The organism is Streptomyces sp. NPDC052299, from assembly GCF_040679335.1.
Taxonomy (GTDB): domain Bacteria; phylum Actinomycetota; class Actinomycetes; order Streptomycetales; family Streptomycetaceae; genus Streptomyces.
Genome location: NZ_JBFAUP010000016.1, coordinates 38,738 through 54,531, shown reverse-complemented (window position 1 = coordinate 54,531; position 15,794 = coordinate 38,738). Strand labels below are relative to the sequence as shown.

At 72.1% G+C, this 15,794-nt stretch carries 14 protein-coding genes; 9 read left to right on the top strand and 5 right to left on the bottom strand.

Annotated elements, in window-relative coordinates; genetic code table 11:
• Positions 1–133 precede the first annotated feature (133 nt).
• Positions 134–3,670, top strand: a complete 3,537-nt coding sequence (dnaE, locus tag AB0L33_RS25500; RefSeq protein WP_365685120.1) for a DNA polymerase III subunit alpha — start codon at positions 134–136, stop codon at positions 3,668–3,670.
• A gap of 80 nt (positions 3,671–3,750) precedes the next feature.
• On the opposite strand, the gene AB0L33_RS25495 is transcribed toward dnaE, so the two are convergent.
• Positions 3,751–3,930, bottom strand: coding sequence for a hypothetical protein (locus tag AB0L33_RS25495; RefSeq protein WP_365685118.1), 180 nt, complete (start codon positions 3,928–3,930; stop codon positions 3,751–3,753).
• A gap of 222 nt (positions 3,931–4,152) precedes the next feature.
• Between AB0L33_RS25495 and AB0L33_RS25490 the strand changes: the two genes are divergently transcribed.
• The 4 genes from AB0L33_RS25490 (at position 4,153) to AB0L33_RS25475 (ending at position 8,131) form a co-directional block, all read left to right on the top strand.
• The gene (locus AB0L33_RS25490) at positions 4,153–5,466 is read left to right on the top strand and encodes an NYN domain-containing protein (protein WP_365685116.1); all 1,314 of its coding nucleotides are present in this window, start codon (positions 4,153–4,155) and stop codon (positions 5,464–5,466) included.
• Positions 5,467–5,620: 154 nt separating this feature from the next.
• On the top strand, positions 5,621–6,595 hold the full coding sequence (locus tag AB0L33_RS25485; RefSeq protein ID WP_365685300.1) for an ABC transporter ATP-binding protein: 975 nt from the start codon (positions 5,621–5,623) through the stop codon (positions 6,593–6,595).
• A complete protein-coding gene (locus AB0L33_RS25480) occupies positions 6,592–7,377 on the top strand; it encodes an ABC transporter permease (RefSeq protein ID WP_365685114.1) in 786 nt (261 codons plus the stop codon). Before AB0L33_RS25485 ends, AB0L33_RS25480 begins: the two co-directional genes overlap by 4 nt.
• 34 nt (positions 7,378–7,411) lie before the next feature.
• Entirely contained in the window at positions 7,412–8,131 is a 720-nt protein-coding gene (locus tag AB0L33_RS25475; RefSeq protein WP_365685112.1) for an ABC transporter permease, read from the top strand.
• 181 nt (positions 8,132–8,312) lie between these two features.
• Here the strand turns inward: AB0L33_RS25475 and ybaK are convergent, their stop codons facing one another.
• The 4 genes from ybaK to AB0L33_RS25455 form a co-directional block, all read right to left on the bottom strand.
• Positions 8,313–8,813, bottom strand: a complete 501-nt coding sequence (gene ybaK, locus AB0L33_RS25470) for a Cys-tRNA(Pro) deacylase (protein WP_365685111.1) — start codon at positions 8,811–8,813, stop codon at positions 8,313–8,315.
• 4 nt (positions 8,814–8,817) lie between these two features.
• Positions 8,818–9,561, bottom strand: coding sequence for an LON peptidase substrate-binding domain-containing protein (locus tag AB0L33_RS25465; protein ID WP_365685110.1), 744 nt, complete (start codon positions 9,559–9,561; stop codon positions 8,818–8,820).
• Positions 9,562–9,566: 5 nt separating this feature from the next.
• On the bottom strand, positions 9,567–10,595 hold the full coding sequence (locus AB0L33_RS25460; protein WP_365685108.1) for a hypothetical protein: 1,029 nt from the start codon (positions 10,593–10,595) through the stop codon (positions 9,567–9,569).
• Positions 10,596–10,826: 231 nt separating this feature from the next.
• Entirely contained in the window at positions 10,827–12,428 is a 1,602-nt protein-coding gene (locus AB0L33_RS25455; protein ID WP_365685106.1) for an oxidoreductase, read from the bottom strand.
• Positions 12,429–12,574: 146 nt separating this feature from the next.
• On the opposite strand from AB0L33_RS25455, the gene hisD reads away from it, so the two are divergent.
• Genes hisD through AB0L33_RS25435 form a run of 4 tightly spaced genes read left to right on the top strand, consistent with a single transcriptional unit; the run spans position 12,575 to position 15,787 of the window.
• Positions 12,575–13,897 carry a histidinol dehydrogenase gene (gene hisD, locus AB0L33_RS25450; RefSeq protein WP_365685104.1) on the top strand — a complete coding sequence of 441 codons (1,323 nt, stop codon included), beginning with the start codon at positions 12,575–12,577 and terminating at the stop codon, positions 13,895–13,897.
• A complete protein-coding gene (locus tag AB0L33_RS25445; RefSeq protein ID WP_365685102.1) occupies positions 13,894–15,030 on the top strand; it encodes a histidinol-phosphate transaminase in 1,137 nt (378 codons plus the stop codon). The genes hisD and AB0L33_RS25445 overlap by 4 nt, the downstream gene beginning before the upstream one ends.
• Positions 15,027–15,623, top strand: a complete 597-nt coding sequence (hisB, locus tag AB0L33_RS25440; RefSeq protein WP_365685100.1) for an imidazoleglycerol-phosphate dehydratase HisB — start codon at positions 15,027–15,029, stop codon at positions 15,621–15,623. Before AB0L33_RS25445 ends, hisB begins: the two co-directional genes overlap by 4 nt.
• Positions 15,620–15,787 carry a hypothetical protein gene (locus AB0L33_RS25435; RefSeq protein WP_018104487.1) on the top strand — a complete coding sequence of 56 codons (168 nt, stop codon included), beginning with the start codon at positions 15,620–15,622 and terminating at the stop codon, positions 15,785–15,787. The genes hisB and AB0L33_RS25435 overlap by 4 nt, the downstream gene beginning before the upstream one ends.
• Positions 15,788–15,794: the final 7 nt, after the last annotated feature.

Below are 15,794 nucleotides of genomic sequence, written 5' to 3'. Positions count from 1 at the left end.
CTTCCAACGCGCGACCGTATCGCGGAGTGCCCGTCGCCGCGTCGCTCGGAGACGTAGACTTCCACGCTGTCCCCCCAGACATCCCGAGACGTCACCCGTCCCGTCATCCACATTTCCCCGGAGGCACAGCGCCGTGACCAAGCCGCCCTTCACGCACCTTCACGTCCACACCCAGTACTCGCTCCTGGACGGTGCCGCGCGGCTCAAGGACATGTTCAAGGCGTGCAACGACATGGGCATGACCCATATCGCCATGACGGACCACGGCAACCTGCACGGGGCGTACGACTTCTTCCACTCTGCGAAGAAGGCGGACGTGACGCCGATCATCGGCATCGAGGCGTACGTCGCGCCCGAGTCGCGCAAGCACAAGCGGAAGATCCAGTGGGGACAGCCGCACCAGAAGCGAGACGACGTCTCCGGTTCGGGTGGTTACACCCACAAGACGATCTGGGCGGCGAACAAGACCGGGCTGCACAACCTTTTCAAGCTGTCCTCCGACGCCTACGCCGAGGGCTGGCTCCAGAAGTGGCCGCGCATGGACAAGGAGACCATCGCCCAGTGGTCCGAGGGCCTGATCGCGTCCACCGGCTGCCCCTCCGGCGAGGTCCAGACGCGGTTGCGGCTCGGCCAGTTCGACGAGGCGCTGAAGGCGGCCTCCGACTACAAGGACATCTTCGGCGAGGGGCGCTACTTCCTGGAGCTGATGGACCACGGCATCGAGATCGAGCGCCGGGTCCGCGACGGGCTCCTGGAGATCGGCAAGAAGCTCTCCATTCCGCCGCTCGTGACGAACGACTCGCACTACACGTACGCCTCCGAGGCGACCGCGCACGACGCCCTGCTCTGCATCCAGACCGGCAAGAACCTCTCCGACCCGGACCGCTTCCGTTTCGACGGCACCGGCTACTACCTCAAGACCACGGACGAGATGTACGGCGTCGACTCCTCCGACGCCTGGCAGGAGGGGTGCGCCAACACCCTCCTGGTCGCCGAGCAGATCGACACCTCCGGGATGTTCGAGAAGCGCGACCTGATGCCGAAGTTCGACATCCCCGAGGGCTACACCGAGATCACCTGGTTCCAGGAGGAGGTCCGGACCGGGATGAACCGCCGTTTCCCGAACGGCATCCCGGAGGACCGGCAGAAGCAGGTCGAGTACGAGATGGACATCATCATCCAGATGGGGTTCCCGGGGTACTTCCTGGTCGTCGCCGACTTCATCATGTGGGCCAAGAACAACGGCATCGCGGTCGGCCCCGGCCGAGGCTCCGCGGCCGGCTCGATCGTCTCGTACGCGCTGGGCATCACCGACCTCGACCCGATCGAGCACGGGCTGATCTTCGAGCGGTTCCTCAACCCCGAGCGCGTCTCCATGCCCGACGTCGACATCGACTTCGACGAGCGCAGGCGCGTCGAGGTCATCCGGTACGTGACGGAGAAGTACGGCGCCGACAAGGTCGCCATGATCGGCACCTACGGCAAGATCAAGGCCAAGAACGCCATCAAGGACTCCGCCCGCGTCCTCGGCTACCCGTACGCCATGGGCGACCGGCTCACCAAGGCCATGCCCGCCGACGTCCTCGGCAAGGGCATCGACCTCAACGGCATCACCGACCCCAGCCACCCGCGCTACAGCGAGGCGGGCGAGATCCGGGGCATGTACGAGAACGAGCCGGACGTCAAGAAGGTCATCGACACCGCCAAGGGCGTCGAGGGCCTGGTCCGGCAGATGGGCGTGCACGCCGCCGGCGTCATCATGTCCAGCGAGCCGATCGTGGACCACGCCCCGGTCTGGGTGCGGCACACCGACGGCGTCACCATCACGCAGTGGGACTACCCGCAGTGCGAGTCGCTCGGCCTCCTCAAGATGGACTTCCTGGGGCTGCGCAACCTGACGATCATGGACGACGCCATCAAGATGGTGAAGTCCAACAAGGGCATCGACCTGGAGATGCTCGCCCTCCCGCTGGACGACCCCAAGACGTACGAGCTGCTGTGCCGCGGCGACACGCTCGGCGTGTTCCAGTTCGACGGCGGGCCGATGCGCTCGCTGCTGCGCCAGATGCAGCCCGACAACTTCGAGGACATCTCCGCCGTCTCGGCCCTCTACCGGCCGGGCCCGATGGGCATGAACTCGCACACGAACTACGCCGAGCGCAAGAACGGCCGCCAGGAGATCACCCCGATCCACCCCGAGCTGGAGGAACCTCTCAAGGAGGTCCTGGGCCTCACCTACGGCCTGATCGTGTACCAGGAGCAGGTGCAGAAGGCCGCCCAGATCGTCGCCGGCTACTCGCTCGGCGAAGCCGACATCCTGCGCCGCGTGATGGGCAAGAAGAAGCCCGAGGAACTGGCGAAGAACTTCGTCCTCTTCGAGGCCGGTGCCAAGAAGAAGGGCTTCTCGGACGCGGCGATCAAGGCGCTCTGGGACGTCCTGGTCCCGTTCGCCGGGTACGCGTTCAACAAGGCGCACTCCTCCGCGTACGGGCTGGTCACCTACTGGACCGCGTACCTGAAGGCGAATTACCCCGCCGAGTACATGGCCGCCCTGCTGACCTCGGTCAAGGACGACAAGGACAAGTCCGCGGTCTACCTCAACGAGTGCCGGCGCATGGGCATCAAGGTGCTCCCGCCGAACGTCAACGAGTCGGAGTCCAACTTCGCGGCCCAGGGCGACGACGTGATCCTCTTCGGCCTCACGGCCGTCCGCAACGTCGGCCAGAACGTCGTGGACTCGATCATCCGGTGCCGCAAGGCGAAGGGGAAGTACAGCTCGTTCCCCGACTTCCTGGACAAGGTCGAGGCGGTCGTCTGCAACAAGCGGACCGTGGAATCGCTCATCAAGGCCGGCGCCTTCGACGAGATGGGCCACACCCGCAAGGGGCTCGTCGCCCACCACGAATCCATGATCGACAACGTGGTGCAGGTCAAGCGCAAGGAGGCCGAGGGCCAGTTCGACCTCTTCGGCGGCGGCGAGGAGGACAGCGACGAGCCGGGCTTCGGGCTCGACGTGGAGTTCTCCGACGTCGAGTGGGAGAAGTCCTATCTGCTGGCCCAGGAGCGCGAGATGCTCGGGCTCTACGTCTCCGACCACCCGCTGTTCGGCCTGGAGCACGTCCTGTCCGACAAGTCGGACGCGGCGATCTCGCAGCTCACCGGCGGCGAGCACGCCGACGGCGCGATCGTCACCGTGGGCGGCATCATCTCCGGCCTCCAGCGCAAGATGACCAAGCAGGGCAACGCCTGGGCCATCGCCACGGTCGAGGACCTAGCAGGCTCCATCGAGTGCATGTTCTTCCCCGCCACCTACCAGCTGGTCTCGACCCAGCTGGTCGAGGACACCGTCGTCTTCGTCAAGGGGCGCCTCGACAAGCGCGAGGACGTGCCGCGCCTGGTCGCGATGGAGATGCAGGTCCCCGACATCTCCAACGCGGGGACCAACGCGCCCGTCGTCCTGACCATCCCGACCGTCCGGGTCACCCCGCCCATGGTCAGCCGGCTCGGTGAGGTGCTGAACAGCCACCGGGGCGACACCGAGGTGCGCATCCGGCTCCAGGGCCCCCGCAAGACCACGGTGCTCCGGCTCGACCGGCACCGCGTCAAGCCGGACCCGGCGCTCTTCGGTGACCTGAAGGTGCTGCTCGGGCCGTCCTGCCTGGCGGGCTGAGTACCGGTACGCGTACGAGAGGGGCGGCTCCGCTTGCGCGGGGTCGCCCCTCTCGGTGTGCCGGCCTTACGGGAGTCCGGTCAGTTGTGGCCGAAGCGCCGCTGATGCTTGCGCGCAACATCGGCAGGGCTGCCCTGGGCCTGGGACTGCATCGAGCTCTGCGCCTCGGCGGCCGTCGAGCGTGCCTGCTCGGAGGCGCGCTCCGCCTGCGAAGCACGATCCTGCTGGCTGCCCTGCTTGCGGTTCTTGTTCTTGGCCATGGTGTTCCTCCTATAAGGACTCTCGGGGCCAGGACCACCGCCAGATTCACATAATTGGATAAACATCGCATGTCGGATCATTACCGTGCGTAGTGACGGGGTATGATGCGCGCTTTTCGTGATCCGCCACGCCGATGATCGAGTTCCGGCCGTCAACCCCGGCGTGGTCGGGCAGACTCGAAGGAACCCTGAGAAAACCCGATCCCGAATGCCTGGAAGAGGGTGGAACGCGTGGACCGTTGCGTCGTCCTGGTGGACGCCGGCTATCTGCTGGGCGCAGCCGCGAGTCTGCTGGCAGGAGAGCCCGCCCGGTCCCGCATCACCGTCGACCACGCGGCCCTCATCCAGCAGCTGCGCGAGCGCGCCGAGGCCGACACCGCACAGCCGCTGCTGCGGATCTACTGGTTCGACGGCGCCCCCGACCGCGTCCCGCAGCCCGAGCACCGCAGGCTGCGCGTGATGCCCCGGGTCACCGTCCGGCTGGGCGCCCTCACCCGAAGTGACGGGCGCTGGGCGCAGAAGGGCGTGGACGCGGCCATGCACGCGGAGCTCACCGAGCTCGCCCGCAACCGCGCCTGCTCCGACGTGGTCCTGGTGACCGGCGACGGCGACCTGCTCCCCGGCCTGATGTCCGCCAAGGAGCACGGCGTCGCCGTCCACCTCTGGGCCGTCCAGGCCGCCGACGGCGACTACAACCAGTCCGAGGACCTGGTCGCCGAGGCCGACGAGCGCCGCGTCCTGGACCGCGCCTGGATCACCCAGGCCGTCCGGGCCAAGGAGACCGGCGGGCCCTGCGCCCCGCCGCCCGCCACGCGCCCCGAGATCGCCGCGATCCTCTCCGCCCCGCTGCCCGAATCGGCCCTCGCCGCCTCCGCCGAGCGGGCGTCCCGGGCCGCCGCCCGGGCCGACACGGCCGGCGACGACGAGGAGGCGGCACCCCGGCCCGGTGAGGCCCCCGCCGCCCAGCCCGGGCACGGCCACGGTGCCAAGGGCGTGCCCACCCCGAAGGACCTGGCCGGCACCCTGCGTGGGCCCGCCGGACCGGTCGAGCGCCAGCCCGCTCCGCAGCCCGCGGCGACCCTGCGCTGGTCGTCGGACCGGGGCTGGGTGGAGCGCGGCGGTCCGCTGGGCGAGCCCCCGGAGACCGCGTCCCTGCCGACACTCGCCCAGCTGACCAGCGCCGAACAGCGCTGGGCCGACCGCGAGGAGGACATCACCACGGTGGGCGGGGACCCCTTCGAGGTGGGCCAGGTCTTCGCCCGGCGCTGGATGGAACGGCTCCCGGAGACCGGCCACCTCCAGAAGCTCTCCGCGCTCTACCCGCGCATCCCGCACCGCATCGACGGCGAACTCCTGCGGTACGCGGCCCGCTTCGGCCTCCTCGCCCACAAGGACGACCAGATCGACGAGCACGACCGGTACGCGATCCGGGCGGGCTTCTGGCGCGAGATCGACGTACGGGCCGCCGCCGACCACGCCCCGGCGGCCGAGCGGGCCGCGGAGAAGGCCGGGAAATCCGCGCCCGCCGGGGACTGAGTCCCTTGGCCCGCGAGGGCCGCGCGACCCGGCCGCCGTCCGTGGCATCGATGTCCGATCGGTGCGGCCCCGGGCGTATTGCCGGTCCCCGGACCCCGTACCCTCGTACCTCGTGAGTACGGGGACAGTCCAGGCGCCGACGGCGAGCGGCACCGTGTGCGCGGTGCGCGAGCTGGTGAAGACCTACCCCCCGGTCCGGGGCCGCCGCGGCACGCCCGCGACCCCCGAAGTGCGCGCCACCGACGGCATCAGCCTCGACGTCCGGCGCGGTGAGATCTTCGGACTGCTCGGGCCCAACGGAGCCGGCAAGTCCACCCTCGTACGCCAGCTCACCGGGCTGATGCGGCCCGACTCCGGCAGCGTCGACGTCCTCGGCCACGACCTCGTGCGCCACCCCGAGCGGGCCTCCCGGCTGATCGGCTACCTCGGGCAGGAGTCCACCGCGCTGGACGAGCTGACCGTCGCCCTCGCCGCCGAGACCACCGGGCGGCTGCGCGGACTCCCGGTGCGCGAGGCCCGGGCCGAGCGCGACGCCGTCCTGGACGAGCTCGGCCTCACCGACATCGCGGGCCGGGCGCTGAAGAAGCTCTCCGGCGGCCAGCGGCGGCTCGCCTGCTTCGCCGCCGCGCTCGTCGGGGAGCGCCCCGTGCTCGTCCTGGACGAGCCCACCACCGGCATGGATCCGGTCGCCCGGCGCGCCGTCTGGGCCGCCGTCGACCGGCGGCGCGCCGAGCGCGGCGCGACGGTCCTGCTCGTCACCCACAACGTCATCGAGGCGGAGACCGTCCTCGACCGGGTGGCCGTCATCGAACGCGGCAAGGTCATCGCCTGCGACACCCCCGCCGGGCTCAAGGAGCGCGTCGCCGGGGAAGTCCGGGTCGAGCTGGTGTGGCGCGACCGTGCCCCCCTGGAGATCCCCGAGGTCGCGGCCCTGCGCGCGCGTGCGCAGGAGTCGGGGCGGCGCTGGGCGCTGCGGCTCGCACCCGACGAGGCGCGGGCGGCGGTCGCCGCGGTGACCGGGGGCGCGGCCTTCGCGGCGCTGGACGACTTCAGCCTGGCGACGCCGAGCCTGGAGGACGTCTACCTCGCGCTCGGCGGCGGCGCGACCAAGGGACTGGTGAAGGCATGAGCGGAATCGGTGCGGTGGCCGGGGCGGCCGCCACGCTCGCCCCCCGGGCCCGGCTGTTCCCCTCCCTCGCGGCCGTCTACCGCGCCCAGCTCTCCCGGGCCCGGGTGGCCCGCATCCCGCTGCTCTTCGTGGCCACCTTCCAGTCCGTCGGGATCATGATCCTCATGCGCGGGGTGGTGGACGGCGGCTCCGAGGCGCGGGCCGTCGTCGCCGGGTCCAGCGTCCTGGTCGTCGCCTTCGTCGCGCTGAACCTCCTCGCGCAGTACTTCGGGCAGCTCCGGGCGGGCGGCGGGCTCGACCACTACGCCACCCTGCCCGTGCCGCCCGCCGCCGTCGTGCTCGGTGCGGCGGGGGCGTACGCCTCCTTCACCGTGCCCGGGACCGTCGTCACGGCGGTGACCGGCAGCGTGCTGTTCGGGCTTCCGATGGCGCATCTGTGGGTGCTCGTGGCCGTCGTGCCGCTCTCCGGCGCGGCGCTCTCGGGCCTGGGCGCCGCGCTGGGGCTCCTCGCGCCGCGGCAGGAGCTCGCCACGCTGCTCGGACAGCTGGGCATGTCCGCCGCGCTCCTGCTGGGCGTCCTGCCGGCGGACCGCCTGCCGGAGCCGGTGGGCTGGGCGCGGGATCTGCTGCCGTCCACGTACGGGGTGGAGGCGCTGGCCCGGTCCTTCGGGGCCCACCCCGACTGGGCGGTCGTCGCGCTCGACCTCGCGGTCTGCGCCGTCGTCGGTGTCGTCTCGCTGGCCGTCGCGACCTGGGCGTACCGCAGGGCGGCGGTCCGGTGAGGCGCGGTTCCCGGGCGCCTGGCACGATGGCACGGTGACCGCACCTCTGACGCCGCCGAACCGGCCCTCGTCCGACGACCACCACGACTGGCGGAAGCCGGGCCCGGGGGGTGAGCCGGGCGGTCCCGCCGTCGCCTACGGTTCCCACCTGGTGCCCGCGTCGGGCGCGGACCGGGAGGAGTTGCGGGCGGATCTGCGGCGGGCGGGGATCGTCGCCGCCGCGGTGACCGTCGCCGGTGTTCTGATGGGGCTGCTGTGGCTCTGGCTGGCACCCCGGGTGCCGCTCGTCTCGGACAGCACCGCGGTCTTCCTCAACGACAGCGAGGGCGAGGAGGCGATCGGGGCCGACGGCACGTTCGCCCTGCTCGGGCTGGCGTTCGGGGCGGTCTCGGCGGCGCTCGTCTTCTGGTTCCACCGACGCGGCGGGATCTGGCTGACGGTGGGTCTCGCGGTCGGCAGCGTGCTCGGGTCGCTGCTGGCGTGGCAGCTCGGGACGCGGCTGGGGCCGACGTCCGACGTGGTCGCGCATGCGCGGGAGGTCGGCAAGGGGGTCGTGTTCGACGCGCCGCTGGAGATGCACGCGCATGGGGTGCTGCTGGCTTGGGGGCTGGCGGCGATGGTGGTGCATCTGGTGTTGACCGCGGCTTGGGGGCCGCGGGATTTCGAGGGGGAGTGGGCGTCTTACGGGGGGTGGGGGCCCGGGGCGCCTTCGGCGCCGTCGTCCGGGGCCGCCGCGCCGCCCGACGGGGCGTAGGGGGCCGCTGCGCGGGGCCTTTCCCCTACCCGCCCCTTCCCGAACCGGGGCGCTGCCCCGGACCCCGCGCCTCAAACGCCGGCGGGGCTACATGTGAGCCCGTCCGGCGTTTGAGGACGGAACCGGTCCGCCGGGGGGCCGCGCCCCGCGGTGTCGGGTGATCGGGGGCTCCGCCCCCCACTCAGCCTCGGCCGATGTCCGCGAACACCGCGTCCGTCAGCGCCGCCAGGTCCTCCGGGGACAGTTCCACCTCCAGGCCGCGGCGGCCCGCCGAGACGCAGATGGTGGGGTGGGCGCGGGACGAGGCGTCCAGGACCGTGGGGAGGCGTTTGCGCTGGCCCAGGGGGGAGATGCCGCCCCGGACGTAGCCCGTGGTGCGTTCCGCCGCGGCCGGGTCCGCCATCGTGGCGCGTTTGCCGCCCGCCGCCGCGGCCAGGGCCTTCAGGTCGAGGCTGCCGGCGACCGGGACGACCGCGACCGTCAGGCGGCCGTCCACGTCGGCGATCAGGGTCTTGAAGACGCGGTCGGGGGAGACGCCGAGGGCCTGGGCCGCCTCCTCGCCGTAGGAGGGCGACGCCGGGTCGTGCTCGTACGCGTGCACGGTGAACGCCGTGCCCGCCGCCGTCAGGGCGACCGTGGCGGGGGTGCCGCCGGACGGGGACTTCTTCTGCTTCTTGGCCATGGCGTCAGTTCGGGTGCGTCGGGGCGACGGTCAGGTCCACCGCGGGGAGCGACGGCAGGTGCCGGATCACCGCCGTCTCCGCGCGCAGGATGCGCAGCTCCTCGCGGAGCCGGGTCGCGGTGTCCGGAGCCTGGAGGAGCCGCTGCTTGGCGGGGACGTCAAGGACCACCGTGGAGGCGACCAGATACGAGACGACCGACGGGTCGTCCGGCAGGTCCGCTCCCGTGGTGAGGGAGCGCTCGCTCGCGCCCGCCAGCCGCTTCTGGTAGCCGCGGAAGGCCCGCAGGACGCCCTCGGCGAGCGTGCCCGCCTCGTCGCCCGGGTCCTCCTCCAGCTCCTCCAGCTCGGCCGTGAGGAAGGGGCCGCTCGCGTCCACGGACAGGAGCCGGACCCGGGTGGTGCCGGTGGCCAGGACCTCGAAGCTGCCGTCCGCCCGCTCCCGGATCGTCGCGGCGTCGGCGACGCAGCCCACCCGGTGCAGCGACTGGAGGGGGTCGGGTCCGAAGCCGTCGCCCGGGCCGCGTTCGACGGGCTTGCGGAGCGACTCCGGCATGCCGAGCCCCGTGGCGGCGGTCTCCCGGCCGTCACGGATGGCGACCACAGCGAACCGGCGCGGTTCGTCCTCGTCCGTGGTCAGGAGCTCCCGCATCATGGCGCGATATCGCTCCTCGAAGACGTTGAGGGGCAGCACGAGGCCCGGGAACAGCACCGCGTTCAGCGGGAACAGGGGCAGGCGAGCGGTGGTCACAGCGGTCAAGCGTAATGGCCCCGTGCCCGCCCTCGTCCGGAGCCTTGCCTCAGCGGGGTCGTGGAGGCCACCCGGAGCCGTGCTCCGTCCCGTGCCTCCAGGAACCGGCCCAGCGGATCGCCGGACACCGAGGCCCACGGGAACGAGGAGGCGTGCGGGCCGATCCGGCCGAACTGCTCCAGCGCGTCGGCCCACCGGCCCCGTACCACCAGGACGTACGCGAGCAGATTGCGGACCTCGGCCGGCCACGGGTCGCTTGGCGCGAAGGAGGCCGACAGCGAGATCGCCAGGTCCGCCGCCGCGTCGATCCGTTCCACCTGCACCGAGGTCGACCGGCTGTCCCAGGGGCCCTCGGTGAGCATCGCGAACGCGGCCCGCAGCGGCAGCGCCTGCACCAGGGAGCTGGGCACCGAGTCCTCGGCGGCCCGCTCGGCGAAGTCGAAGCACTCGCGGTGCGAGCCGTACCAGGCGGCCGAGAGGTACTGGAGGGCGGCGACATGGCAGCCGTAGTGGTGCGTGGAGCGCTGAAGGGCCTCGCTCCACAGCGCCTCGAACGTCGTGTGCGTGGCCTGTGTGCCCCGGGCGTGGTCCAGCGCGACGCGCCAGGGCACCGGGTCGCGCGGGTCGCCGGACGCGGCCGCCGTGATCAGCGGCCCCACCTCGCGCAGCTGCTCCGCGCGCGCCGGGGACTCCCACGCCCGGTCGACCGCGAGCTGCGCCTTGACGAGCAGCGCGTCCGGATCGCGCGGCGCGACGGCCAGCCAGTCGGCGAGCCAGCCGTCCCGGTTGCGGGCGAACGCGACGAGCCGTCTCAGATAGCGGTCCCGGCTCTCCCACTCGGCCGCGTCCCGGGTCGTCGCCAGGAGCTTCGCGGCCGGTTCGTACTCCCCGGCCGCGGCGGCCACCAGCGCGGGGGAGAGCCGTTCGTCGGGGGCGTCCAGCAGCACGGCGTGGTCCGCGGGCAGCCCGGTGGAGAGCGCCGGGGTGTGCCGGATCACGCGCGCGGTTCGGAGCAGAGCGCGGAGGAAAGGCATGGTGCAGACCATTGAAAAGCGCAGGTGGAGGCGGCGCCAAGGGGAGCGCTGTGAAGCATTTGTGCCGAGTGGATGGGTTGCCCGGGCATCGGTCAAGGAGCGGTAAAGGAATCCGGGGATTCTGGCTGATTCTCGTGGGTGAGGGGCAGAAGGCCCGTGGTCCGCCCGGACGGGGACGGTGCCCGCCGGCCCGCGGTCACCGGGGAGCGCCGCCGTCCCGGTGCCCGGCGGTCAGCCGCGGCGCAGCAGTCGGGAGGCGCCCGCCGCGACCGTGGTGGCCAGTATCCACCCCACCAGGACCAGCCCGGCCGCCATCCACTGCCAGCCGCCCTCCAGCCGCCAGTAGCCCTGCTGGCCGAGATCGATCACCGGGATGAGCAGATCCAGCGCGTACAGCGCCGCGTTCCACTGCGGATGCTCCGCGCCCTTGATCGAGGCCGGGGAGTAGCGCGAGAACGCCAGCGTGCCCGCCGCCCACAGCACCGCCATCCACACCGCGGCCCGCCCCGGCCGGTATCCGTACGCCACCGTCCAGTCCTGGAGGTAGCCCCACAGCTTCCCGGCCGGCGGCAGGGTCTCGCGGCGGCGGCGCTGCTTGGCGAGCAGCACCTCGCGGGCGTCCGCGTCCTCGCCGCAGTTGCGGAGCACCGCCGCCAGCCGCTCGTACGGCTCCGGCACGTACTCCGGGGTCGCCGCCGCCACCCACTCCAGGCGCCGGGAGAGCGGGAAGTGCCCGTACGGGACGAGGTTCTCGTAGACGAAGCCGCCCATCGCGAGCCCGCCCGGGCCCGGCCAGCTGGACGACACGTCGATCAGCGTGACGACCTTCGCGCCGTTGAGCACCACCCGTCCGCGCACCGGCCGCTCCGGGTTGAACCGCAGCTCCGGCGTGACCGTCCGGCGCAGCGACAGCTCCTCGTACGCGTCCAGCACGAACACCGCCTTGTGCAGGTCCACCGCGTCACCGAACCTGCCGTCGTCCAGCCGTACCCCGCCCCGGCAGCGGAACACCTGGGAGCGGGTGCCGTGCGCCGGGGTCGGCGAGGTGGCGATGCCGTACGGGGGAGTGGTGCCCTGGTTCCCCGTGTCGACGCTGACCCACGCCTCGCTCATGTACAACGTCCGCTCGACGCTGAGCTGCGGGGCGTTCAGTGCGCGACGGCCCCGGGCCGCCCGCAGCCGGCTGCCGCGCAGGCTCAGCGAACCGCCCACCTTCGCCCCGCGCAGACTCAGCTCGCCCAGCATGTCGGCCATCTCGGCCTGGAGGTCCTGGGCGACCGTCAGCCCGTCCCCGAGCAGCGCCCGCCCCTGCCGGTCCGGGCCGACCTCGATCTGGTTGACCAGCAGGTCCGTGCCGATCTGGGCGTCCGTGAGCCGGATGCCGCGCTCCACCCGGCAGCGCGGCAGATGCAGATCGCCCTCGGTGCGCAGCCGGGCCGCGTCGAACCGGGGCACCGCGCACCCCACCAGCCGCAGGGTCGTGAAGTGGCACTCCGGGAACGCCACCTCCTCGTCGAAACGGCAGCCGGTCAGCTCCACGTACGGATCGACGCGCCCGCCCGACAGGTCCAGCTTCCCCGTGATCCGTACGCCCCAGAGCTTCAGTGCCGTCACCCGGCCCGGCCGGGCCGGCGGGCCGCTCAGCAGCAGCCGGGCGACCACCCGGGCCGCCACACTGCGCTCGGGGCCCCACTCGTGCGGGGCGAACGGATCGTCGCGGGCCCGGTCGCGCGACCGGAGGTCGTAGGTGGTGCCGTTCCGGAAGGACTGCCACATGCCCAGCTCCGCCGCGCTGAGGCCGTCCGGGAGATCATCGTCGTGCCGCTCCGTCACCGGTGCCCCTTTCGTTCGGAGGCGTGAACCCGTTATTCCCTCTGAGTGACGGAATGAACGCACATAGTCAGCCGTCACAGCACCGGCATGTATCAGCCAGTGATACGGGCGTCCGGCCGCGCGCGGCGGTCTGCGAGAATTGCGGTGTGATCTCTCGAATCGATCTGCGCGGCGATGCCCTCCCCGAGGGTGGCGCCCTGCGCGACCTGCTGCCCCGTGCCGAGTTCGACGTGGAAGCCGCCCTGGAGACGGTGCGGCCCATCTGCGAGGACGTACGCCATCGTGGCTCGGCGGCAGTGATCGACTGGGGGGAGAAGTTCGACGGCGTCCGGCTGGTATCGGTCCGGGTGCCCGCCGCCGCCCTCGCCCGGGCGCTGGACGAGCTCGACCCGGCCGTCCGCGCCGCCCTCGACGAGTCCATCCGCCGCGCCCGCCTCGTCCACCGCGCCCAGCGCCGCACCACGCACACCACCCAGGTCGTCCCCGGCGGCACGGTCACCGAGAAGTGGGTGCCCGTCGACCGCGTCGGGCTCTACGTGCCGGGCGGCCGCGCGGTCTACCCCTCCTCCGTCGTGATGAACGTCGTCCCGGCCCAGGAGGCGGGCGTCCCCGGCCTCGCCGTCGCCTCGCCGCCCCAGAAGGAGTTCGGCGGACTGCCGCACCCCACGATCCTGGCCGCCTGCGCCCTCCTCGGCGTGGACGAGGTCTACGCGGCCGGCGGCGCCCAGGCCGTCGCGATGTTCGCGTACGGCACCGAGGACTGCCTGCCCGTCGACCTGGTCACCGGCCCCGGCAACATCTACGTCGCCGCCGCCAAGCGCCTCCTCAAGGGCCGCATCGGCATCGACGCCGAAGCCGGGCCCACCGAGATCGCCATCCTGGCCGACGCCACCGCCGACCCGGTGCACGTCGCCGCCGACCTGATCAGCCAGGCCGAGCACGACCCGATGGCCGCCGCCGTCCTCGTCACCGACTCCGAGGAGCTGGCCGCCGCCACCGAGGCCGAGCTGGTCACCCAGGTCGCCGCGACCAAGCACGTCGAGGAGCGCATCCGGCCCGCCCTGGCCGGCCGGCAGTCCGCCGTCGTCCTCGTCAACGACCTGGAGGACGGCCTCACCGTCGTCAACGCGTACGCCGCCGAGCACCTGGAGATCCAGACCGCCGACGCCGCCGCGCTCGCCGACCGCGTCCGCAACGCCGGCGCGGTCTTCGTGGGCCCCTGGTCGCCCGTCTCGCTCGGCGACTACTGCGCCGGCTCCAACCACGTCCTGCCCACCGGCGGCTGCGCCTGCCACTCCTCGGGCCTGTCCGTGCAGTCCTTCCTGCGCGGCATCCACATCGTCGACTACACGCGCGACGCGCTCGCCGAGGTCACCCACCACGTGGTGACCCTCGCCGAGGCGGAGGACCTCCCCGCCCACGGCGCCGCGCTCAAGGCCAGGTTCGGGTGGAAGGTTCCCCAGCAGTGACGAAGAACAACGCGGGCGGCCCCACGGCCAACCCCTGGGACGCCCTGCCCATCCGCGACGAACTGCGCGGCCAGACCCCGTACGGCGCGCCCCAGCTCGACGTACCCGTACGCCTCAACACCAACGAGAACCCCTACCCGCTGCCCGAAGCCCTGGTCGACCGCATCGCCGAACGGGTCCGCGAGGCCGCCCGCGACCTCAACCGCTACCCGGACCGGGACGCCGTCGAGCTGCGCACCGAGCTCGCCCGCTACCTCACCCGCACCGCCGGACACCGCGTCGAGGCCGCCAACGTCTGGGCCGCCAACGGCTCCAACGAGGTCCTTCAGCAGCTGCTCCAGACCTTCGGCGGGCCCGGCCGCACCGCGATCGGCTTCGAACCCTCGTACTCGATGCACGCCCTCATCTCGCGCGGCACCGGCACCGGCTGGATCTCCGGCCCGCGCAACGAGGACTTCACTATCGACGTCGACGCCGCGTGCGCCGTCATCGCGGAGCGTCGCCCCGACGTCGTCTTCATCACCTCCCCGAACAACCCCACCGGCACCGCCGTCGACGCCGGCACCGTCCTCGCGCTGTACGAGGCCGCGCAGGCCGCGGGTCCTGCGATGGTCGTCGTGGACGAGGCGTACGGCGAGTTCAGCCACCACCCCTCGCTGCTGCCGCTGATCGAGGGCCGCCGCCACCTGGTCCTCTCGCGCACCATGTCGAAGGCGTTCGGCGCCGCCGGGCTCCGCCTCGGCTACCTCGCCGCCGACCCGGCCGTGGTCGACGCGGTGCAGCTGGTCCGGCTGCCGTACCACCTGTCCTCCGTCACCCAGGCCACCGCGCTCGCCGCCCTGGAGCACACCGATACGCTCCTCGGGTACGTCGCGCAGCTCAAGAGCGAGCGCGACCGGATCGTCACCGAGCTGCGCGGGCTCGGCTTCGACGTCACCGAATCGGACGCCAACTTCGTCCAGTTCGGCCGCTTCGCCGACAGCCACACCGCGTGGCGGCAGATCCTCGACCGGGGCGTCCTGATCCGGGACAACGGCGTACCCGGATGGCTGCGGGTCTCCGCGGGGACCCCGGCAGAGAACGACGCGTTCCTCGACGCGGTGCGCGACATCAAGAAGGAGCACGACGCATGAGCCCCCGCACAGGCCGCGTGGAACGGACCACGAAGGAAACCTCCGTGCTGGTCGAGATCAACCTCGACGGCACCGGCAAGGTCGACGTCGCGACCGGGGTCGGCTTCTACGACCACATGCTCGACCAGCTCGGCCGGCACGGTCTGTTCGACCTGACCGTCAAGACCGACGGCGACCTGCACATCGACTCGCACCACACCATCGAGGACACCGCCCTCGCGCTCGGCGCCGCCTTCAAGCAGGCGCTCGGCGACAAGGTCGGCATCTACCGCTTCGGCAACTGCACCGTCCCGCTGGACGAGTCGCTCGCCCAGGTCACCGTCGACCTCTCCGGCCGCCCCTACCTGGTGCACACCGAGCCCGAGAACATGGCGCCGATGATCGGCGCCTACGACACGACGATGACCCGGCACATCCTGGAGTCGTTCGTCGCCCAGGCGCAGATCGCCCTGCACGTCCACGTCCCCTACGGGCGCAACGCGCACCACATCGTGGAGTGCCAGTTCAAGGCGCTCGCCCGCGCCCTGCGCTACGCCAGCGAGCACGACCCGCGCGCGGCCGGAATCCTCCCCTCCACGAAGGGCGCCCTGTGACCGGCCTCAACACCATCCTGATCCTGGTCGGCCTGTTCCTGGCCGGCGGGGTCTACTCCTTCTCCAAGCAGGGCATGCCCAAGGGCGTCATCGTCCTGCTCTCCATCGCATCGCTGATGTGTCTGGTGGCGGGCGTCCTGCGCATTCAAGGTCTCTGGGACTAGGAAGCGA